The organism is Aminobacter aminovorans (assembly GCF_900445235.1).
Lineage (GTDB): Bacteria > Pseudomonadota > Alphaproteobacteria > Rhizobiales > Rhizobiaceae > Aminobacter > Aminobacter aminovorans.
Genome location: NZ_UFSM01000001.1, coordinates 762,377 through 783,453 on the forward strand (window position 1 = coordinate 762,377; position 21,077 = coordinate 783,453).

The 21,077-nt window shown below is 64.2% G+C and carries 18 protein-coding genes; 4 read left to right on the top strand and 14 right to left on the bottom strand.

Annotated features, from left to right (window positions below):
• The gene (locus DY201_RS03680; protein WP_115730031.1) at positions 1–882 is read left to right on the top strand and encodes a ParB/RepB/Spo0J family partition protein; all 882 of its coding nucleotides are present in this window, start codon (positions 1–3) and stop codon (positions 880–882) included.
• Positions 883–1,010: 128 nt separating this feature from the next.
• Here the strand turns inward: DY201_RS03680 and holA are convergent, their stop codons facing one another.
• From holA to ccoN, 9 genes are all read right to left on the bottom strand, one after another.
• Entirely contained in the window at positions 1,011–2,060 is a 1,050-nt protein-coding gene (gene holA / locus DY201_RS03685; protein ID WP_115730032.1) for a DNA polymerase III subunit delta, read from the bottom strand.
• Between the two features lie 52 nt (positions 2,061–2,112).
• Entirely contained in the window at positions 2,113–2,253 is a 141-nt protein-coding gene (ccoS, locus tag DY201_RS03690) for a cbb3-type cytochrome oxidase assembly protein CcoS (RefSeq protein WP_115730033.1), read from the bottom strand.
• A complete protein-coding gene (locus DY201_RS03695; protein WP_115730034.1) occupies positions 2,250–4,523 on the bottom strand; it encodes a cation-translocating P-type ATPase in 2,274 nt (757 codons plus the stop codon). Before DY201_RS03695 ends, ccoS begins: the two co-directional genes overlap by 4 nt.
• Positions 4,520–5,017: a FixH family protein gene (locus DY201_RS03700; protein WP_115730035.1), complete on the bottom strand. Its 498-nt coding sequence runs from the start codon at positions 5,015–5,017 to the stop codon at positions 4,520–4,522. Before DY201_RS03700 ends, DY201_RS03695 begins: the two co-directional genes overlap by 4 nt.
• Positions 5,014–6,570 (bottom strand): cytochrome c oxidase accessory protein CcoG, encoded by a 1,557-nt coding sequence (gene ccoG, locus DY201_RS03705; protein WP_115730036.1) that lies wholly within the window; start codon positions 6,568–6,570, stop codon positions 5,014–5,016. The genes DY201_RS03700 and ccoG overlap by 4 nt, the downstream gene beginning before the upstream one ends.
• Positions 6,571–6,740: 170 nt before the next feature.
• Entirely contained in the window at positions 6,741–7,604 is an 864-nt protein-coding gene (ccoP, locus tag DY201_RS03710; protein WP_115730037.1) for a cytochrome-c oxidase, cbb3-type subunit III, read from the bottom strand.
• Between the two features lie 3 nt (positions 7,605–7,607).
• On the bottom strand, positions 7,608–7,757 hold the full coding sequence (locus DY201_RS03715) for a cbb3-type cytochrome c oxidase subunit 3 (protein WP_115730038.1): 150 nt from the start codon (positions 7,755–7,757) through the stop codon (positions 7,608–7,610).
• A gap of 10 nt (positions 7,758–7,767) precedes the next feature.
• Positions 7,768–8,499, bottom strand: a complete 732-nt coding sequence (gene ccoO / locus DY201_RS03720) for a cytochrome-c oxidase, cbb3-type subunit II (protein WP_115730039.1) — start codon at positions 8,497–8,499, stop codon at positions 7,768–7,770.
• 10 nt (positions 8,500–8,509) lie between these two features.
• Positions 8,510–10,126 carry a cytochrome-c oxidase, cbb3-type subunit I gene (gene ccoN, locus DY201_RS03725; protein ID WP_115730040.1) on the bottom strand — a complete coding sequence of 539 codons (1,617 nt, stop codon included), beginning with the start codon at positions 10,124–10,126 and terminating at the stop codon, positions 8,510–8,512.
• Between the two features lie 62 nt (positions 10,127–10,188).
• Between ccoN and DY201_RS03730 the strand changes: the two genes are divergently transcribed.
• Positions 10,189–10,758 (top strand): hemerythrin domain-containing protein, encoded by a 570-nt coding sequence (locus DY201_RS03730; protein WP_115730041.1) that lies wholly within the window; start codon positions 10,189–10,191, stop codon positions 10,756–10,758.
• Between the two features lie 8 nt (positions 10,759–10,766).
• On the opposite strand, the gene DY201_RS03735 is transcribed toward DY201_RS03730, so the two are convergent.
• Positions 10,767–11,492, bottom strand: a complete 726-nt coding sequence (locus tag DY201_RS03735) for a Crp/Fnr family transcriptional regulator (RefSeq protein ID WP_115733569.1) — start codon at positions 11,490–11,492, stop codon at positions 10,767–10,769.
• Between the two features lie 184 nt (positions 11,493–11,676).
• Here DY201_RS03735 and hemN point away from each other — a divergent pair, with 184 nt between their 5' ends.
• Together hemN and DY201_RS03745 are read left to right on the top strand one after the other, a co-directional pair.
• Positions 11,677–13,026 carry an oxygen-independent coproporphyrinogen III oxidase gene (gene hemN / locus DY201_RS03740; protein WP_115733570.1) on the top strand — a complete coding sequence of 450 codons (1,350 nt, stop codon included), beginning with the start codon at positions 11,677–11,679 and terminating at the stop codon, positions 13,024–13,026.
• Between the two features lie 70 nt (positions 13,027–13,096).
• The gene (locus tag DY201_RS03745; RefSeq protein WP_115730042.1) at positions 13,097–14,428 is read left to right on the top strand and encodes a UDP-glucose dehydrogenase family protein; all 1,332 of its coding nucleotides are present in this window, start codon (positions 13,097–13,099) and stop codon (positions 14,426–14,428) included.
• Positions 14,429–14,475: 47 nt separating this feature from the next.
• Here DY201_RS03745 and scpA read toward each other — a convergent pair whose 3' ends face one another.
• The 4 genes from scpA to DY201_RS03765 form a co-directional block, all read right to left on the bottom strand.
• A complete protein-coding gene (gene scpA / locus DY201_RS03750) occupies positions 14,476–16,617 on the bottom strand; it encodes a methylmalonyl-CoA mutase (RefSeq protein WP_115730043.1) in 2,142 nt (713 codons plus the stop codon).
• A 190-nt stretch (positions 16,618–16,807) separates the two neighbouring features.
• Complete coding sequence (locus tag DY201_RS03755) at positions 16,808–18,811, bottom strand: acetyl-CoA carboxylase biotin carboxylase subunit (protein WP_115730044.1); 2,004 nt, start codon at positions 18,809–18,811, stop codon at positions 16,808–16,810.
• An 11-nt stretch (positions 18,812–18,822) separates the two neighbouring features.
• Positions 18,823–20,355: an acyl-CoA carboxylase subunit beta gene (locus DY201_RS03760; RefSeq protein WP_115730045.1), complete on the bottom strand. Its 1,533-nt coding sequence runs from the start codon at positions 20,353–20,355 to the stop codon at positions 18,823–18,825.
• Positions 20,355–20,936 (bottom strand): biotin transporter BioY, encoded by a 582-nt coding sequence (locus tag DY201_RS03765; protein WP_115730046.1) that lies wholly within the window; start codon positions 20,934–20,936, stop codon positions 20,355–20,357. The genes DY201_RS03760 and DY201_RS03765 overlap by 1 nt, the downstream gene beginning before the upstream one ends.
• Between the last annotated feature and the right edge of the window lie 141 nt (positions 20,937–21,077).

The following is a 21,077-nucleotide window of genomic DNA, read 5'->3' on the forward strand; positions in this document are numbered from 1 at the left end:
ATGAACGAAGACCTTTCCAGAAAGCGCCTTGGCCGGGGACTTGCCGCTCTGATCGGCGAGATGGACAAGCCCGCAGTCCCGGAAAAGCCGGCGGCGCCGGCCGACGGCCGGGTGCCGATCGAGTTCGTCAGCCCCAATCCACGCAACCCCCGTCGCCATTTTGGCGAAGCTGAACTTGCCGACCTGGCGCAGTCCATCCGCGAGCACGGCCTGGTCCAGCCTGTCGTCGTCAGGCCCGCAGCGCAGGCCGGGCGCTATGAGATCATTGCCGGCGAGCGCCGCTGGCGTGCCGCACAGCGCGCCGGCGTCAACGAGATTCCGGTCATCGTTCGCGACGTCAACGATCGCACAGCGCTTGAGCTCGCCATCATCGAGAACGTCCAGCGCTCCGATCTCAACGCCATTGAAGAGGCGATGGGCTACCAGCAGCTGATCGACGATCACAATTACACCCAGGCCGATCTCGGCCAGGTCATCGGCAAGAGCCGCAGCCATGTCGCCAACACGCTGCGGCTGCTGAAGCTGCCCGACGTTGTTCGTGACATGCTGGTCAACGGAGAACTTTCTGCCGGCCATGCCCGTGCGCTGATCACCGCCGCCGATCCGGCCGGGCTGGCAAAACGTATCGTCGAAGAGGGCCTGTCGGTGCGCCAGGCCGAGGCACTGGCGCAGCTTCCCGCTGATGCACTGCTCGAAAAGCAATCGTCGCGTCCTCTCGAGAAGGATCCCGATACGATTGCGCTGGAAAAGCTTCTCACCGACGTCGTCGGCATGAAGATTTCGATCGCGCACAAGGAGAAAGGCGGCGAGCTGCGCATCAGCTACCGCTCGCTGGAACAGCTCGATGACCTGTGCCGGCGCCTGAAGAGCGAACATATCTGATTGATTCTATTGACTCTTGTTTGAAGAACGCCGGCCTCGCGCCGGCGTTCTTGCGTTTGGAAAAAATCCGGGAATGGCGCTTGGCCGGTTTCGTCCGGACCTGCGTGAAAAACGAGACGTGGCCGCCTCTAGCGTCGACCTGAGGAGAGGCGGGCGCCTTCGACGGCAATGCCTAGCATCGCCTGGCGCGCCAGAGCGACCGCCAAATCCGGCCGGCGGCGTGTCTGCAGCGTCGTCGACTGCAGCCGTGTCAGTGCACGGTTCAGCGCAGACGCACTCCAGCTCGACAAGGTCCGCTCGACCGCCCGGCGGCGGGAGAAGAACACCGGCGGACGCGCAGCTGCTACGACCGCCGAGGCGTTTCGGCCGCCGTTTTCCATCTCGCCGCGCATCAGATGGATGTTCTGGAGGTGGCGGGTAGCGGACGCGAGGAGCTGTGCCGCCTGGCTGCCGGTCTGGCACTGCTTGGTGAAAGCGGCGTCGAACTCGGCGATGTTGCCGCCAAGCGCTGCGTCGATCGCGTCGTCCAGCGACAGTGCCGAGACGTCGCCAGTCATGTCCTTGACGTCTTCGAGCGAGATTTCGCCCTTGCCCATGGCATAAAGTGTCAGCTTCTGGACTTCGCCGCGTGTTGCCAGGCGGTCGCCACCGAGGCTGCGGCGCAGCGCGTTGCGCGCGTCCATCGCCATGTTCAGGCCGGCGGCGCGCAGCTCGTCATCGATGACGCTTTCGATATCGCGCGCCTCGTCGCCGTAACAGGGCAGGGCCATGCCGGCAAAGGCGCCCTCGACGATCGTGCGCAACGGCGCACCCTTTTTGAGATCCTGCGCCTCGATCAGGATGACGGCATCGCGCGGCGGCTCTGCAGCCAGCGCCTTGACGTCGTCGGCGAGGCTCTTCTGAGCAGCGGCATTGCGCACCCAGATCAGCCGCCGCGGCGAAAACATAGGCACCGTGCGCGCCTCGTCGACGAGCCGGCCGCTGTCGCGCTCTATGTCGGCAGCTTCGATCTTGACGACGGAGAAGGGATCGTCGAGCGGCAGGCCGGTCTTGGCGGCAAAAGCTGCGGCGCGCTCCGAAACGAGGCCCCGGTCGGGGCCGTAGATCAGCACGATGACAGCCTCGGCTGCGGGCCGGGCCAGCCAGGAATCGACTTCGTGAGCTTTCTTCTGCGCCATGTCGTCCTGTTAGCACAGGCCTCTGTACGGTCGCAGCCCTTTTGTCGTCAGGCTAATCGTCGTCGACAAGGATGCGTTCGGCAGCGCCGTCCATGTCTTCATACTGGCCGCTGCGCAGCGACCACAGGAACGCAGCCAGGCCAAGGCCGCCGAGAAACAGCGCAATGGGCAAAAGGACGAGCAGACCGCTCATGATGCCATGGCCTCCTTGGCCGGGACCGCATTGGCGCGGCTGGCGACAGACTTGGCAGCGCGACCCTTGCCGGTACCGAGACGCAGGCCATTGGCGATCACGACAACCGAGGAGCCGGACATCGCCAGCGCCGCTACCAGCGGGGTGACATAGCCGAACAGAGCGATCGGCACGGCGACGGCGTTGTAGATGATGGCTAGCACCAGGTTCTGGCGGATCAGCTTGTTGGCCTCACGCGAGGCACCGAGCGCCAGCGGGACGGCGGCAAGGCTCTCGCGCAGGAAGACGAAGTCGGCGACGCTGCGGCCGATGTCGGCGGCATCGGCCGGGGCGATCGAGACATGGGCCGCTGCCAGCGCCGGCGCGTCGTTGAGCCCATCGCCGACCATCAGCACTTTGCGGCCTTCGGCCTTGAGCGCCACGAGACGCTCCACCTTGCCGCTCGGCAGCACGCCGGCCGAGAACGTCTGGATGCCAAGAGCTGCGGCCACCGCATCCACTGCTTCCGGACGATCACCAGATAGGATTTCGACTGCAAGTCCGCAGGCGCGCAAATCCGCTACAGCTTCCACCGCACCGGCCCGCAACCTGTCCGCGAAGGCGAAGGTGGCAAGCTCGACCCCGTTCCTCGAAAGTACGGTGCCCTTTGCCGCCGTGGCGTCGTCGAGGGCCCAGGCGGCACGGCCCAGGCGGTAGGTGTCCGCGCCGCGCCGTGCTTCAAGGCCGAAGCCCGGTACTTCCTCGACGTTGTCGAAGTGCCCATCCTTGGCAGGCATTCCGGCCTGGGTCTCGGCGAGGGCGCGTGAGATTGGATGGCGCGAATGGAGCGCGATCGCCGCCGCGACCGACAAGGCGTCGGCTGACATTTCGCGGGCGTTCATCAGCCTGGGCCTACCAAGCGTCAGCGTGCCGGTCTTGTCGAAGACGACGGTATCGATCTCGGCCAGACGCTCCATGGCGGCGCCGTCCTTGACCATGATGCCATTCTCGAACAGGCGTCGGGCGGCGGCAACCTGCACGATCGGCACGGCGAGACCCAGCGCGCAGGGGCAGGTGATGATCAGCACTGCGATGGCGATGGTGATTGCCTGGTGCCAGTTGCCGTCGGCGACCATCCAGCCGACGAAGGTCAGGAAGGAGGTCAGGTGGAGGACGGGCGCATAGAGTGCGGCGGCGCGATCGGCGATGCGGCGGTAGCCGCCGCGGCCGCTTTCGGCCGCTTCCATCAGCCGCGTCATCTCGGCGAGGAAGGAATCCTGTGCCTTGGCAGTCGCCTCGATGGTCAGAGGTCCAGTCAGGTTGAGCGTGCCGGCGCGCAAGGAGGCACCTGACTCCACGGCAACGGGATCGCTTTCGCCCGAGACGATGGCGCAGTCGAGTTCGGAGCGGCCCTTGACCACCTGGGCATCGACTGGAACGCGTTCACCAGCTGCGAGCAGAATTTGCATACCGGGCTCGATCTCCTGCACCGGCAGGTAGGCGTTGGCACCGTCGGCCTGAAGCACTGTCGCGCCGCGGGCGGCGAGCCGGGCGAGGCTCTTGACGGCGACGCGGGCGCGTTCGCGCATGACATGGTCGAGCGTACGGCCGATCAACAGGAAGAACAGCAGCGAAGCCGAGGCGTCGAAATAGGCGTGCGGGCCGCTGTTGGCGGTGTCGTAAAGGCTCATGCCAAAGGCGAGCAGGATGCCGATGGAGATCGGCACATCCATGTTGGTGCGGCCGTTGCGCAGTGCACCCCAGGCCGAACGGAAGAAGATGCGGCCGGAAAAAGCGAGTGCGGGCAGGGCAATGAGTGCTGATAGCCAGTGGAACAGATCGCGCGTGGCATCCGTCGCCCCGGACCAGACCGACACCGACAGCAACATGATGTTGCCGGCGGCGAAGCCGGCGATGCCGAGCCCGCGGATCAGCTCGGCCAGCGTCTCGTCCTTGTCGTCGGCGCCTTGCTCGAACAGGTGGCTTTCGTAGCCGAGCCGCGCCAACGCCGCTGAAATGGATGGCACCCCGGTTTCGTCACGCCAGCGCACGGAAACGCGCTTCGTCGACAGGTTGACGCGCGCGTGCTCGACGCCGTCGAGCTTGCCGAGTGTGGCCTCGATGTTGGCGATGCAGGTGCCGCAATGCACGCCCGGGACTGAAAGCTCGACCTGCCTGGCACCGCCGGGCAGGAGGCGGCTGGCGAGCATCAGCTCTTCGCGCGACGGCCCGCTTGCGGCGACGGGGTTGAAGCCCAGGGCGACATCGGCTTCGGGTCCGCAGCAGTTCATTTCTCCGCTCCATCGAAAACGACGATCCGGCGCGCCTCGCGATACGGTTCGCGGTTCGCGACCGAGGCTTCCGTGCTGACGATCCAGATGCCGTCGCGGAGCGGCGTCGCGATCGAAAACGTGCCGTCGGCCGCATGCCTTAATGCCACCTGCCAGTCTTCTGCTTCATAGGCCGGGCGGCGGAAGGAGGCGGTCACGCCGTCTATTGCAACCGGAGCGCCGCCGGCATCGCTCAGGCTGTAGTGGATCTCGCCATTGGCGACGGTGAGCTTGCCTTTCCAACCCAGTGCAGCCTGGGCACGCTGCTCGGCCACGCGTTCGTTGAACTGCTGGCTGGCGACATAGGTGTTCTGGACGACGAGACCGGTCCAGCTCGTCCTGGCAAAGTTCGCCATGACCAGGTTGACTGTAATGATGACGCCGAAGAAGGCGGCCATGACGGCCAGCATGTGCCGCCCGGTGAATGCTTTCGGCTGAATGGCGCGCGTGCTCATCTTGTTGCCTCCGGAACGTTGAACTTTGCGGCATAGACATCCCGTTCGGCGCCCGCCCTGTCGGCGACGACGAACGAGAAGCCTTGGCCCTGGCTGAGCTGCCCGCGCGTCTGGCGGACATAGACCCTGACGGTCTTGAGCTTGTCGGGCTCGGCCTCGATGGTGATCGAGCGCGTCTCCTGCCCGTCGATGCCGACGACGCTCATGACCGCACCGGGGAGGCCCTCGATACTGAGTTCGAAGCTTCGCGGTTCGGGCACCATGTTGAGCAGCTTGACGGTGTAGCCGTTGCGGATCGAGCCGTCGGACAAGACGACATATTGCGGGTTTCGGTCCTGCAGCACGTTGATGTCGAGCCGGTCGCGGCTGAGCAGTGATGCCAGCAGCCCAAGGCCGACAAGGCTCCAGGCGCCGGCATAGACGAAGGTGCGGGGGCGGAAGAGCCGGCGGATGTGGAAATGGGAAATGCGCTTGTCGAGCTTGCCGTCTGCATCGCGCACGCGCCTGGGGTCAATAGCCTGCGTGGCAGGGTCTGTGGCGATCACCATGTTGGACTGGTAGTCGGCGAGCGTGGCGTAGGAAATCAGACCGCGTTCCTTGCCGATCTTGTCCATGACGCCGTCGCAGGCATCGATGCAGAGCGCACAGGTGATGCATTCGAGCTGCTGGCCGTCGCGGATGTCGATGCCCATCGGGCAGACAGCGACACAGGCGTTGCAGTCGACGCAATCGCCGACCGAAAGCCCCTCGGCTGCTGCCTTCTTGGCATGACGCGAACGCGGCTCGCCGCGCCAGTCATTGTAGGTGACGGTCAGTGAGTTCTCGTCGAGCATCGCCGCCTGGATGCGCGGCCATGGGCACATATAGGTGCAGACCTGCTCGCGCATGAGCCCGCCGAAGGCATAGGTCGTGGCGGTCAGGATGGCGACGGTGATGTAGGCGACCGGTTCAGCCTGGCCGGTGACGAATTGCCCGAGCAGGGTTGGGGCGTCGGCGAAATAGAAAATCCAGGCGCCGCCGGTCGCCACCGCGATGACGAGCCAGATGGCGTGCTTGGCTGTGCGTTTCCACAGCTTGGCAAACGACCATGGCGCGCTGTCGAGCTTGATGCGAGCGTTGCGGTCGCCCTCGATGCCGCGCTCGACGACCAGGAACAGGTCGACCCAGACGGTCTGGGGGCAGGTGTATCCGCACCAGGCGCGGCCGACGGTGGAAGTGACGAGGAACAGCCCGATGCCGGCCATGACCAGCAGGCCGGCGACATAGAAGAATTCCTGCGGCCAGATCTCGATGGCGAAGAAGTAGAAGCGGCGGTTGGCGATGTCGAGCAGCACGGCCTGGTCAGGCGCGTAGGGGCCGCGGTCCCAGCGTAACCATGGCGTCAAATAATAGATGCCAAGGGTGACCAGCATGACCAGCCACTTGAACTGGCGGAACCGGCCCGATGCCCGCTTGGGAAACACCTTCTGGCGTGCGGTGTACAGCGGTTGGCGGGATTTGGCGGAGTTGACCGCCGTGACCTCGAGCCTCTCCACCTGCCTCTCGTCGAGCATTCTCGTCTCCTGCTGGACACCAGGCCGTCGGTTCGGCAGCGTCTCATCCCGCTTTTGCCGCAGGCGTGGCCGGCGAGCCTTGATTCAGGTCAAGCCGAGGGCACAAAAGAGGCCCGGCATTGCTGCCGGACCTCTCCCGCCTTCATTCACCACCCTGCGACGATGGAGGGTTATTCGCCGCCGCCGAGCGAGTGTACGAAGATCGCAAGTTCCTTGACGTTGACGTCGCCGAGCCGGGCGCCCCAGGCCGGCATCACGCCATGCTTGGGATGGCGCACCTGGCTGGCAATTGCAGCCTGGCCGGAGGCGTAAAGCGCTATGGCGTCGGACAGGTCGGGCGCGCCCAGCTCCTTGTTGCCCTTGGCGTCGTCACCGTGGCAGGCGGCACAATTGTCGGCAAAGACCTTGGCGCCGGCCGCTACCAGTTCGGGCGTGTCGGCCGTACCCGACAGGCTCGCAACATAGGCGGCGACCTCGTTGACCTGGTTCGGCTGGAGAATGTCGGCGAAAGCCGGCATTTCGGACACATGGGTGTCTTCGTCGCCGGCGAAGCGGACACCATGCGCAATGGTCTTGTAGATCTGGTCGATGCTGCCGCCCCACAGCCACTCGTCGTCATTGAGGTTGGGGAAGCCGGGCGACCCTTGCGCACCGGAGGCGTGGCACTGGATGCAGTTGACCTTGAAAGCGGCCGATCCGGCGGCGGTGGCGAACTGGCGCAGCTTGTCGTCGGTCAGGATCTCGCCAACGCTCTTCGCCCTCACCGCCTCGACATAGGCGCTCTTGGCCTGTTCGGCTGCGGCGAGTTCGTTCGTGACGTCGGCACGGCTGGAATAGCCGAGTACGCCTGTCGTCGCGGAGCTGATCATCGGCCAGGCCGGGTAGGCGATGGTGTAGGCCATCGCCCAGACCACAGTGGCGTAGAAGGTCCACAGCCACCAGCGCGGCATCGGGTTGTTGAGCTCGGTGATGCCGTCCCATTCATGTCCGGTGGTCTCGACGCCGGACAGTTCGTCGATATGCTTTTCGCCCACAGATCAGTCCTCCTTGAGCGGGATTTGCGCGGCGCGCTCGGCGGCCTGCTTGCCGCCGGGGCGAAGGGCGAAGAGAATCGCGCCGATGAAGAAGACGGTCATCGCCAGCAGCCCCCAGCTGTCGGCGAAATGCCGCAACATCGTGTAATCCATGACAAATCTCCTAGCGGTAGCCGGTTGCCGGGTCGTAGGTCGAGAAGTCGACCAGGGTGCCGAGCATCTGCAGATAGGCGACCAGCGCATCCATCTCGGTCAGCGCCGCCGGATCGCCGTCGAAATCGCCGAGCTTGGCCTTAGGATAGCGCGCCAGTACCCCTGAGGTGTCGGCGTTCGGGTCGGCCTGCGACTTGATGTCGGCCTCGGCGCTGGCGATCATCTCGTCGCTATAGGGCACGCCGACGCGGCGGTTGGCGATCAGGTCGTAGCTGACGTTCTTCACCGCAAGCGGTGTTTCATTAAGGAAGGCGTAGCTCGGCATCACCGATTCCGGCACCACCGAGCGTGGCTCGACCAGATGCTGGACATGCCATTCGTTGGAGTAGCGGTTGCCGACACGGGCGAGGTCGGGGCCCGTGCGCTTCGATCCCCACTGGAAGGGATGGTCGTACATCGACTCCGCCGCCAGGCTGTAGTGGCCGTAGCGCTCGACCTCGTCGCGGAACGGACGGATCATCTGGCTGTGGCAGGTGTAGCAGCCCTCCCGGATGTAGATGTTGCGGCCGGCCAGCTCCAGCGGCGAATAGGGCCGCATGCCTTCGACCTTCTCGATCGTGTTCTCGAGATAGAACAGCGGCGTGATCTGGACGAGGCCGCCGATGCTGACGACCAGCAGCGTGCCGACCAGCAGCAGCGTCGCGTTCTTCTCGATTGTCTTGTGTTTGTCGAGCAGTGCCATGTCGGGCTCCTTACTGCGCAGGCTGGAGGGCGGGGGCCGCGGCGGGCATCGGCTCTTCCTGACGCTGGTGGCCGCGGATGGTCATGAAGACGTTCCAGGCCATGACCAGCGCGCCGGCGAGATACATCAGGCCGCCTATGGTGCGTACGACGTAGTAGGGCACCATGGCCGCGACGCTTTCGGCGAAGGAGTAGACCAGGAAGCCCTGCTCGTCGTACTCGCGCCACATCAGGCCCTGACTGATGCCGGCGACCCACATGACGGCGGCGTAGACGACGATGCCGAGCGTGGCGAGCCAGAAGTGCCAGGTGACCATGCGCATCGAGTAAAGCCGCTCGCGGCCCCAAAGGCGCGGCACCAGGAAGTAGATGGCACTGAAGGTGATCATGCCGTTCCAGCCAAGCGCGCCGGAATGAACGTGGCCGATGGTCCACTCGGTATAGTGGCTGAGCGAGTTGACGGCCTTGATCGACATCATGGGACCTTCGAAGGTCGACATGCCGTAGAAGGCAATGGCAACCACCATCATGCGCACGATCGGATCGGTGCGAATCTTGTCCCAGGCGCCTGACAGCGTCATCAGGCCGTTGATCATGCCTCCCCAGGAAGGCATCCACAGCATGATCGAGAACACCATGCCCAGCGTCTGCGCCCAGTCGGGTAGAGCGGTGTAGTGCAAGTGGTGCGGGCCGGCCCAGATATAGAGAAAGATCAGCGACCAGAAGTGGATGATCGACAGCCGGTAGGAATAGACCGGGCGGCCCACCTGCTTGGGCACGAAGTAATACATCATGCCGAGGAAGCCGGCGGTGAGGAAGAAACCGACGGCGTTGTGGCCGTACCACCATTGCGTCAGCGCATCTTGTACGCCCGAAAACAGCGAATAGCTCTTCGAGCCGAGGAAGGATGCCGGCACCGCCAGGTTGTTGACCACGTGCAGCATGGCGATGGTGATGATGAAGGCGAGGTAGAACCAGTTGGCCACATAGATATGCGGCTCCTTGCGGTTCAGGATGGTGCCGAGGAAGACGGCGAGATAGGCGACCCAAACGATGGTCAGGAAGATGTCGACATACCATTCGGGCTCGGCATATTCGCGGCTCTGGGTGATGCCGAGCAGATAGCCGGTCGCCGCCATGACGATGAACAACTGATAGCCCCAGAACACGTACCAGGCGAGGTTGCCGCCGAAGAGCCGCGCCCGCGAGGTGCGCTGGACGACGTAGAACGAGGTCGCGATCAGCGCGTTGCCGCCGAAGGCGAAGACCACTGCCGAGGTGTGCAGCGGGCGCAGGCGGCCGAAGTTCAGCCAAGGCTCGATGTTGAGATCGGGGAATGCCAGCTGGGCCGCCACGACGACGCCGACCAGAAAGCCGGTGACGCCCCAGAATACGGTGGCGATAACGCCGTAGCGTATCGGCCCGTCCATGTAGGGCGAGCTGTCCTTGGGTAAGACAGCGGCCGGTGCGTAGTTGCCGGTGCGCAGCAGGACGGCGGCGCCGCCCGCAAGGGCGAAGAACAGCACCCACATATGAGCGCCGAACTGGCTGTCCTGCGCGAAGGCGGCGCCCAGCAAGGCGGCGAAAGCCGCCAGTGCCAGCAGGACGATTTCGTTTCCGTGTTTCATGAGCGATCCCCGACGATGGTCGCGCGCCGACGGTTTCTGCCGACGCCAGACCGGACACATCCATGACATTGGCGGCTCGTGCCTTGATCTGGATCAAGGTCAAGCCGGCCGTGTCAGACCAGCCTTGGCCTCAAAAGGGGAACCTCTGGGTAATGATCGCGCTCAACGACAGGCAAGCCGGATCGCAGGATGGCGCTGAGCGCGAGGCGGTCGAGGTGATGCGGCGCGCCCATATTGCCGAACTTGCGCTGTGCGACCGGCTCGAGGAGATTGCCGATTCACTGCCCAACGGGCTCGACCGGCGCAAATGCATCCTGGCGGCGCGGGCGCTTGGGCCGACAATGGCAAAAATCCACCGCTTCGAGGAGCAGCGGATCTTTCCGTACTTTTGCCAGCGTCTGGGCCACAGCGTCGAGTCGGGAAAGACCATCGAACGGCTTAGGAACGAACATCTCGAGGATGAGGGCTACGCCGCCGAGTTGCGCGACGCCTTGCGCTTTGCCGCGCGGCAGGGCGAGGCCGACAGTCCGGAAACCCTGGGATTCATGTTGCGCGGCTATTTCGGCGCGGTGCGCCGGCACGTCGCCTTCGAGCGCGACCATGTCATGGCACTTCTGGCGCCCGCGGGTTGACGACCTGCTCAGATATTGGCGCGTCGCTCCAGCCTGTCCAGGTCGAAGACCGTGATATGGCGGTTGTTTTCGACCGTGATCAGACCGTCCTTGCGCAGCTTGGTCAGCTGGCGGCTGACGGTTTCGATGGTCAGGCCAAGGAAATCGGCGATGTCGGCGCGGGTCAGCGGCAGGTCGAAGCTGATTTCGCCGGCGCTCTCGGCCTCTGGGTCGCCATGCCTGGCGATGAGGTGAAGGAACGAGGCGACACGCTCGGCAGCGGTCTTGCGCCCCAGCGTCAGCATCCAGTCGCGCGCCTCGTCGAGTTCGTCGAGTGCCTGAAGATGCAGCCTGTGGCCGAGTTCCGGCGCCTGGTCGATCATGCGGTCGAGTGAGGTCTTGGGGAAGGCGCAGACGCGAACGGGGGTGGCGGCTTCCGCAGTGATCGAGCTCTCCTGCTTGAACGGCCGCCCGATGAAATCGGGCGCGAACTGCAGGCCGACGATCTGCTGGCGGCCGTCCGGCAATGTCTTGACCAGCTTGACCACGCCGGCCAGCACGTTGGCGTAGCTGTCGATCGTGTCCGAGTCCGACACCAGTACGGTGCCCGGCTCGACCTTACGTTTGGTGGTGTGGCGGCTGAGCTCGACAAGCTGTTCCGGCGTCAGCGCACCGCACACGCCGCGATGCCGCGCCTCGCAGGAGCGGCACAACGCCGGTATTTCAGAATTGTGAATGTCCTGGCGAATGGCCATTTCTTCGTCCAGCACCCCGATTTGCCCAATCTAGCCACCGCGGCTGCCAAAAGGAACCGTGTCATTGTGTCCATCGCCGGGCGTTGCTGATCCAGGTCTTCGCTTGATCCAGGTCTTCGGTTGATCCAGGTCAAGGCGATGCCGGTGTCTCCGCAGCATGCTTCGGCTGTTGATGGAGACGATCATGGACAGGACCCTCGTCGCGAAATACGCAGCGCCGGTGCCGCGATACACCAGCTATCCGACCGCGCCGCATTTCAACGCGGCGGTGTCGTCAACGACCTATGGCGGCTGGTTGCGCGCGCTGCCAAAGGGGGCGAACGCATCGCTCTATATCCACATCCCCTATTGCGACCGTCTGTGCTGGTTCTGTGCCTGCCATACCAGGCAGACGCGGCGCTACGACCCTGTCGAGCGATATCTGAAGGCGCTGGAGCGCGAGATCGACACGGTGGCTGCTCTGTGCGGAAGCCGGCTAAATATCCGAAGTTTGCATCTCGGCGGCGGCTCGCCGACGATGCTGACGCCGAAGGACATGATGGCGCTCGGAGGCCGGCTGCGCGCCAAGTTCGCCTTCGCCGGCGATGCCGAGATTAGCGTCGAGATCGATCCCAACGACATGGACGAGGCACGTTTCGATGCGCTGGCCGCGATCGGCCTGACGCGGGCAAGCCTGGGCGTACAGGATTTCGACGAGCGGGTTCAAAAGACCATCAACCGTGAGCAGAGCTTCGAACAGACCAAGGCTGTGGTCGACGCCGTCCGGGCGCGGGGCGTGCGTTCGGTCAATCTCGACATGCTCTACGGCCTGCCGCACCAGACGCTCGACAGCATCGCTGCGACAACGGAAAAGCTGCTGTCCCTGCGACCCGACCGCATCGCCCTGTTCGGCTACGCCCATGTACCGTGGCTGAAGAAGCATCAGACGATGATAGACGATACGCTGCTGCCCGACACCGCGGCCCGGTTGGAGCAGTCGGAGCTGGCTATGCGGCTGATCCTGGCAGCCGGCTATGAAGCCGTCGGCATGGATCATTTCGCCTTGCCTGAGGACAGCCTGGCCGTGGCCGCCCGCGTGGGCACGCTGCGGCGCAATTTCCAGGGCTACACCACCGACCAGGCCGACGCGCTGATCGGCCTCGGTGCCTCGTCGATCGGGCTTCTGCCGCATGGCTATGTCCAGAACATGCCGGCAACGGGCGAATATGAACGCCGCGTCCTGGCTGGCGGCCTGGCCACGGTGCGCGGTTTCGCATTGTCGAATGCCGACCGTATGCGCGCCTGGGTGATCGAGCGGCTGATGTGTGATTTTTCCTTCTCGCGTTGCGAACTGCTCAACCGTTTCGGTGCCGGCGCCCGCAGCCTGATCGCCGAGGCCGAACTGCTTGCCGCCAATGATCGGGACGGGGTCTTCGTGCGTGCCGGCAACCGCTTTGTCGTCACCGAACGCGGCAAGCCGTTCGTTCGATCGATCGCGGCTGCCTTCGACGCCTATCTCGGCCAGGGCACCGCGCGCCATTCCGTAGCCGTCTGAACTTCTACGCGCTGTCAAATTCCTGTATCAAGCGCGTGCGAAGCGCACGGCGCGAACGGGATCTGGCTTCATGAATCTGACGGTATTTGGGATTGGCTATGTCGGTCTTGTTCAGGCTGCTGTTTTGGCCGAGGTCGGGCATGACGTCGTCTGTGTGGATGTCGATGCAGCCAAGGTCGAACGGCTGAACCAAGGGTTCATCCCGATCTTCGAGCCGGGGCTGGAGGCCCTGGTGCGTGAGAACCATTCCGCCGGTCGCATCGTGTTCACGACGGACGCTTCGATGGCCGTGCGCCATGGCGAGATCCAGATGATTGCCGTCGGCACGCCGCAGGGCGAGGATGGCTCGGCCGACCTCAAATATGTGCTGTCGGTGGCCGATGCCATCGGCCGCGAGATGGCGGCTGCGAAGATCGTGGTAACCAAGTCGACAGTGCCGGTGGGGACCGCCGACAAGGTGCGCGAGGCGATCGCGGCTGCCCTGAAGCAGAGAGGCCGCGAGGAGCTTGGCTTCGACGTCGTCTCCAATCCGGAGTTCCTGAAAGAGGGCTCGGCGGTCGCCGACTGCATGAAGCCCGACCGCATCATCATCGGCACCGACAGCGAGGCTGCCGAGGCGGTGATGCGCGAGCTCTATGCGCCGTTCAACCGTAACCACGAGAAGATGATCGTGATGGACGTGCGCTCGGCCGAGTTCACGAAATACGCCGCCAACTGCATGCTGGCGACCAAGATCAGCTTCATGAACGAGATGGCGAACCTGGCCGAACTGCTCGGCGCCGACATCGAGGAGGTGCGCAAGGGCATCGGCTCGGACCCGCGCATCGGTTACCACTTCATCTATCCGGGGCTCGGCTATGGCGGCTCGTGTTTCCCCAAGGATGTGCGGGCACTGATCCGCACCGCCGGCGATGTCGGTTTCGAGCCGGTGCTGCTGCACTCGGTCGAGGCGCGCAACAATGCGCAGAAGGCGGTGCTGTTCGACAAGCTGAAGGCACATTTCGACGGTGACCTCACCGGCAAGACCTTTGCGCTGTGGGGGCTGGCCTTCAAGCCCAACACCGACGACATGCGTGAGGCACCAAGCCGCGTGCTGATGGAGGCGCTGTGGGCTTCGGGCGCCAAGGTGCAGGCCTACGACCCCGAGGCGATGAACGAGGCGCAGCAGATCTATGGCCAGCGCGACGACCTCACCCTCTGCGGCACCAAGGAGGCGGCACTGCGCGGCGCCGATGCACTCTTGATCGCCACCGAGTGGAAGAACTTCCGGGCGCCGTCCTTCGAGCTGATCCGCGACCAGCTCAAGGCCGCCGTCATCTTCGACGGACGCAACCTCTATGACCCGGCAGTCGTCGCCCGCCACGGCATCAAATACGTCTCCATCGGGCGAAAGACGGCTTAAGAAACAAAAAGGCCCGCGCTAGCGGGCCTTTTCGTCTGGTGCGGCGCCTACTGGTTGCGGCGCTTGCCTTCCATCAGGTCGAGCACTGCGCGCGCGGCATCAAGCACATTGGTACCGGGGCCGAAGACCGCCGATACGCCATGGTCGAGCAGGAACTGGTAATCCTGCCGCGGGATGACGCCGCCGACCACCACGATGATGTCCTCGGCGCCCTTGGCCTTCAATGCCGCAACAAGCTGCGGGGCAAGCGTCTTGTGGCCCGCCGCCAACGACGACATGCCGACGACGTGAACCCTGGAGGCGATCGCCGTGTCGGCGGCCTCGCCGGGGGTCTGGAACAGCGGTCCGGCAATGACTTCGAAGCCGATGTCGCCAAAGGCCGAGGCGATGATCTTGGCGCCGCGATCATGGCCGTCCTGGCCGAGCTTGGCCACCATGACACGCGGTTTCTCGCCAAGTGAGCCGGCAAACTGCTTGAGCCGCGACACCAACGTCTGGAATTCCGGCTCGTCGTCATAGGCCTTGCCGTAGACGTTTTCGACCACTTCGGGCACCGCCGCATGGTCGCCAAAGGCCCGGCGCAGGGCATCCGAGATTTCGCCGACCGTGGCGCGCGCCCGCGACGCGTCGACGGCCGCAGCAAGGATGTTGCCTTTACCTGAGCGGGCGACCTGTTCCAGCGCAACGAGCGTCTCGGCGACGCGATTTGGGTCGCGCTGGCGGCGGGTGCGCTCGATACGAGCGATCTGCGACAGGCGCACGGCGGAATTGTCGATCTCAAGGATATCGAGATGATCTTCCTGCTCGAGGCGGTACTTGTTGACACCAACGATGACCTCGTCGCCTTTATCGACGGCAGCCTGGCGCCGGGTCGCCGCCTCCTCGATCATACGCTTGGGCAATCCGCTCGCCACAGCCCTGGTCATGCCGCCCATCGCCTCGACCTCCTCGATCAGCGTCCAGGCCTTCTCGGCGAGGTCGTTGGTCAAGGCTTCGACATAATAGGAGCCGGCGAGCGGGTCGACGACCTTGGTCACGCCGGTCTCATGCTGCAGGATCAACTGGGTGTTACGAGCGATACGTGCGGAAAACTCGGTCGGAAGCGCAATCGCCTCGTCGAAGGAGTTGGTGTGCAGCGATTGCGTGCCGCCCAGTGCTGCCGACATCGCCTCGAAGGCGGTGCGGACGATGTTGTTGTAGGGATCCTGCTCCTGCAGCGACACGCCCGAGGTCTGGCAGTGGGTCCGCAGCATCAGCGACGACGACTTCTTCGGCTCGAATTCGGTCATGATGCGTGACCAGAGCAGGCGCGCCGCGCGCAGCTTGGCGGCCTCCATGAAGAAGTTCATGCCGATGGCGAAGAAGAACGACAGCCGGCCGGCGAAGTCATCGACATTCAGCCCCTTCTTCAGTGCCGCGCGGACATATTCGCGCCCGTCGGCAAGTGTGAAGGCGAGTTCCTGCACAAGCGTCGAGCCGGCCTCCTGCATGTGGTAGCCGGAGATCGAGATCGAATTGAACTTCGGCATTTCCTTTGCCGTGTATTCGATGATGTCGGCGACGATGCGCATCGAGGGTTCGGGCGGGTAGATGTAGGTGTTGCGGACCATGAACTCCTTGAGGATGTCGTTCTGGATGGTCCCGGATAGCTTGTCGCGCGACACGCCTTGTTCTTCACCGGCAACGATGAAGTTGGCGAGGATCGGGATGACCGCACCGTTCATCGTCATGGACACCGAGATCAGCTCGAGCGGGATGCCGTCGAACAGAATCTTCATGTCCTCGACGGAATCGATCGCCACGCCGGCCTTGCCGACGTCGCCTTCGACGCGCGGATGGTCAGAGTCATAGCCGCGATGGGTGGCGAGGTCGAAGGCGACTGAAACGCCCTGTTGGCCGGCGGCGAGCGCCTTGCGGTAAAAGTTGTTGGATGCCTCCGCAGTCGAGAAGCCGGCATATTGCCGGATGGTCCAGGGTCGGCCGGTGTACATGGTGGCACGGGGGCCGCGCAGGAAGGGCTGGAAGCCCGGCAACGTGCCGAGATGGCCGACGCCCTCGAGATCGTCAGCCGTGTAGAGCGGCTTGACGTCGATGCCTTCGGGTGTGTTCCAGGTCAGCGTGTCGGGCGACGCCTTGATTTCGCGCTCGGCGAGTTTCTTCCAGGAATCGATTGTTGGTTTGTCGGTCATTGGGGCCTCCTCAGGCACGGGCGCTCATCCTTCCCTTTGTGAGGAGATTCGGACCGCAGGTCCGGGGTGGGGGTAAGATGTGCGAATCTAGCGGGTCTGGCGACCGGTGGGATTCTTGGACCCCCATCCCGCTCCGCTTCGCGGAGCGACCCTCCCCACAAGGGGGAGGGTAAAGAAGCGCCAGGCGCCATCACTCGAACTCCATGATCAACTCGTCGACGGCGAGGCTTTCGCCTGCGGTCGCGGCCACGCGCTTGACCGTGCCCTTGCGCTCGGCGCGAAGCACGTTTTCCATCTTCATCGCCTCGACGGTTGCCAGCGACTGGCCGGCTTCGATCGTGTCGCCTGCCTTGACCAGGATCGACGTCACCACGCCCGGCATCGGGCAGAGCAGCATCTTCGAGGTATCCGGCGGCAGCTTGACCGGCATCAACCTGGCCAGTTCGGCGACGCGCGGGCTGCGGACGTGGGCAACCACATCCATGCCGCGCCAGCGCAGGCGCCAGCCGGTGCCCGAGCGCGACACCTTGACGCCGATGGACGTGCCATCGACCGCGAAGTTGGCGTGCGGGTGGCCGGGCAGCCAGTCGCTCGATACCGCAAGGGCCGCGCCATCATCGAATTCGACCACGGTCCCGTCGGCTCCGTCCCTGACATGGAGCGGCAGGGTGAAACCCCCAAGGGTCACAACCCAGTCGGCGCCGACGGGGCGTTGATGGTTGGCGAGCGAGCCCGAGATCTGGGTGCCGCGGCGCTGGGTGAACTGGTTGATGAGCGCGGCCACCGCGGCGAGCTTTTGGGCGTCGGCCTCGGAAGGCGCCACCCCGGCAAAGCCGTCGGGGAATTCCTCGGCGATGTAGGCAGTGGTGAGCGCGCCTGAGCGGAACCGCGCCTGGTCCATGACCGCAGACAGGAACGGCAAATTGTGGCCGATGCCCTCGACCTCGAAATCGTCGAGCGCCCGGCCCATCGCCTCGACAGCCGTCAGGCGATCAGGAGCCCATGTGCAGAGCTTGGCGATCATCGGGTCGTAGTACATCGAGATCTCGCCGCCCTCGAAGACGCCGGTGTCGTTGCGGACGATGGTGCCGTCGTCGCGTTTGCCCTCGACCGGCGGCCGGTAGCGGGTAAGCCGGCCGATCGACGGCAGGAAGTTGCGATAAGGATCCTCCGCATAGAGGCGGCTCTCGATGGCCCAGCCATTGAGCTTCACCTCGGCCTGCGTGAAACGCAGCTTTTCGCCTGCGGCGACGCGGATCATCTCTTCGACGAGATCGATGCCGGTGATCAGTTCCGTCACCGGGTGCTCGACCTGCAAGCGGGTGTTCATCTCGAGGAAGTAGAAGTTCCTGTTGCCGTCGACGATGAACTCGACCGTGCCGGCCGAGAAGTAACCGACGGCCGTGCCCAGGGCGACAGCCTGTTCGCCCATTGCCTTGCGGGTTTCAGCGTCGAGGAAGGGCGACGGCGCCTCCTCGATGACCTTCTGATTGCGGCGCTGGATGGAACATTCGCGTTCGCCGAGATAGACAAGGTTGCCGTGCTGGTCGCCCAGCACCTGGATTTCGATGTGGCGCGGCTGGGTGACGAACTTCTCGATGAAGATGCGATCGTCGCCGAAGGACGATTTCGCCTCGTTTTTGGACGACTGGAAGCCCTCGCGCGCCTCGGTGTCGTTCCAGGCAATACGCATGCCCTTGCCGCCGCCGCCGGCGGAGGCCTTGATCATGACGGGATAACCGATCGAGTTGGCGATCTTGACCGCCTCGTCGGCGTCCTCGATCAGCCCCATATGGCCGGGCACGGTGTTGACGCCGGCGGAGGCCGCAATCTTCTTGGAGGTGATCTTGTCGCCCATCGCCTCGATGGCGACAGGCGGCGGGCCGATGAAGGCGACACCCTCGCCCTTCAGCGCCTCGGCGAAGTTGGGGTTTTCCGACAGGAAGCCATAGCCGGGATGTACCGCGTCGGCGCCGGTCTGTCGGATCGCGTCGATGATCTTCTGGATGACGATGTAGGACTGGTTCGAAGGTGCGGGTCCGATATGGACGGCCTCGTCGGCCATCTTCACGTGCAGCGCCTCACGATCGGCGTCGGAATAGACCGCGACCGTTGCGATACCCAGTTTCTGGGCCGTCTTGATGACCCGGCAGGCGATCTCGCCACGATTGGCGATGAGGATTTTCTTGAACATTTTTGTCCTGCTCACAGCGGTATCGTGTCGTGCTTCTTCCACGGCGCATCGAGCTTCTTGCCGCGCAGGGCGGCGAAGGCGCGGGCGATGCGGCGGCGCGAGGAATGCGGCATGATGACCTCGTCGATGAAACCGCGCTCGGCCGCCTTGAATGGATTGGCGAAGTTGGTCTCGTACTCCTTGGTGCGCTCTGCGATCTTGCCGGCATCGCCCAGATCGGAGCGATAAAGGATCTCGGTGGCACCCTTGGCGCCCATCACGGCGATCTCGGCCGTCGGCCAGGCATAGTTGATGTCGGCGCCGATATGCTTGGAGGCCATGACGTCATAAGCGCCGCCATAGGCTTTTCGGGTGATCAGCGTCACCATCGGCACGGTGGCCTGGCTGTAGGCGAAGAGCAGCTTGGCGCCATGCTTGATGACGCCGCCATATTCCTGCGCCGTACCAGGCAGGAAGCCCGGAACGTCGACCAAAGTCAGGATCGGGATCGAGAACGCATCGCAGAAGCGCACGAAACGTGCTGCCTTGCGCGAACTGTCGATGTCGAGGCAGCCGGCCAGCACCATCGGCTGGTTGGCGACGACGCCGACGCTCTGCCCTTCGATGCGCATGAAGCCGGTGATGATGTTCCTGGCGAAGGCTTCCTGAATCTCGAAGAAATCGCCCTCGTCGGCGATCGCAAGGATCAGCTCCTTCATGTCGTAAGGCTTGGCCGCGCTGTCGGGGATAAGCGTGTCGAGCCGCATCTCCACCCGGCTCGGATCGTCATGGAAAGGCCGAACCGGCGGCTTTTCGCGGTTGTTGAGCGGCAGGAAGTCGAACAGCAGTCGCACCTGCTCCAGCGCCTCGATGTCGTTTTCATAGGCACCGTCGGCGACGGAGGACTTCGAAGTGTGGGTGCGCGCGCCGCCGAGTTCCTCGGCGGTGACGATCTCGTTGGTGACCGTTTTCACCACGTCCGGCCCGGTGACGAACATGTAGGAACTGTCGCGCACCATGAAGATGAAGTCGGTCATGGCAGGCGAATAGACCGCGCCGCCGGCGCACGGGCCCATGATGACCGAGATCTGCGGCACGACGCCGGAGGCATCGACATTGCGTTTGAACACGTCGGCGTAGCCGGCGAGAGAAGCGACGCCTTCCTGGATGCGGGCGCCGCCTGAGTCGTTCAGGCCAATGACCGGCGCACCGTTGCGCATCGCCATGTCCATGATCTTGCAGATCTTCTGGGCATGCGTCTCGGAAAGCGAGCCGCCGAGCACGGTGAAGTCCTGAGAGAAGACATAGACGAGGCGGCCGTTGATGGTGCCCCATCCGGTGACGACGCCGTCGCCCGCCACCTTCTGCTCGGCCATGCCGAAGTCGGTGGTGCGATGAGTGACATACATGTCGAACTCTTCGAAGGAGCCTTCGTCGAGCAGGACATCGATGCGTTCGCGCGCCGTCAGCTTGCCCTTGGCATGCTGGGCATCGATGCGCTTCTGGCCACCGCCGAGGCGGGCCTCGGCGCGGCGGTCTTCCAGTTGTTCGAGTACGGCGCGCATCAGTTCATGCCCTTGTGAGAAAGCCATTTCCAGGCCGCGGGAAAGGCGAGCGCTGCAAGCACGGCCTTCATGATGTCGCTGGGGATGAAGGGATAAAGTCCCAAGGCCAGCACAGGCTTGTCCCATCCGACGACGCTGCCGAGCCAGAGCAGCCCGGGCAGGTAAATGACAGCGCCGGCAAGCAGTGCCGCAAGCATGGCGGTGACCACGTTGCGGTCCCAGCCGCGCTCGGCCAGCCAGCCGGCCAGCAGCGCGGCAGGCAGGTAGCCGGCGAGATAACCGCCGGTCGGGCCCATCATGTAGGCGAGGCCGATGCCCTTTTCGGGCGTGCCGGCGAAGACGGGAAGGCCAAGCGCGCCTTGCGTGAGATAGAGAGCAACGGCGGCAGCGCCACGTATCGGACCGAGCGCCAGGCCGAGACCAATGACGACAAGCGTCTGCACGGTCATCGGCACGGGATAGAACGGCATCTGGATCTTGGCGGAGGCGGTCAGAAGCAGAGATCCTGCGACGATGGCCGCGATATCCAAAGTGCTGAGCCGGCTGGTGCGTCCGTCGGCGACGGCTTGGTAGAGCGTCATGGGCTTCTCCCGCGCTACGAGGTTGAAAAACAATGGCCTCTCGCAGCGTCAGCGGCAAGCAGCGAAGTTGGCTGAATAGCCCTATGGCGCGCGCAGGAAAACAGTTGAAAGTGTGCAAAAGCGTAATATACAAATTCGAGA